The sequence below is a fragment of the Shewanella sp. NKUCC05_KAH genome, assembly GCF_019345585.1.
Lineage (GTDB): Bacteria > Pseudomonadota > Gammaproteobacteria > Enterobacterales > Shewanellaceae > Shewanella > Shewanella oncorhynchi.
In genome coordinates this window covers 1-538 of the sequence record NZ_JAHKQZ010000052.1, presented here as the reverse complement: position 1 = coordinate 538, position 538 = coordinate 1, and the positions used below count along the sequence as shown (strand labels likewise).

1 pseudogene is annotated in these 538 nt (G+C 56.7%); it reads right to left on the bottom strand.

From position 1 onward, the window contains the following. Positions 1-538, bottom strand: a pseudogene (locus KO533_RS22425) (hypothetical protein); the annotation flags it as partial.

The window sequence follows — 538 nt, the reverse complement described above, 5'->3', positions numbered from 1 at the left end:
ACGTCTAGGTCCTTGGGTGTAATTGCTGCCCGTTTGCGCACCGTGGCTCAGATTCACAGATGTTGAACTACTCACCTCCCATTTACGGCCAGTGTATCCTTGCGCAGCATTTGCCTCAGGCACTTCTGTTGCAGGGGCGTCTTCCGTAGGCACGCCATCCGTCTGTGACATTGAAGGCGTGTTTGTGGTCTTCGCCGCGACAGGCGGACGAGCTGGTGTACTCCCATTCGTCGGTGTTTCTGCGACGGCTGTCGGAACATCGGTTTGCGTGCCATCATCAGTTACCGATGGCGAACCGTTGGTTGTACCGCTGCCATTACCTGCCGCGGGACCACGAGGATGAGCTGTCGCTGCACTCGGCGCTGCATCTGGGGTTGTCCCCAAATTACGTCTAGGTCCTTGGGTGTAATTGCTGCCCGTTTGGGCTCCCTGACTCAGATTCACTGGTGTTGAACTACTCACCTCCCATTTACGGCCAGTGTATCCTTTTGCAGCATTCGCCTCAGGCACTTCTGTTGCAGGGGTGTCGTCCGTAGGC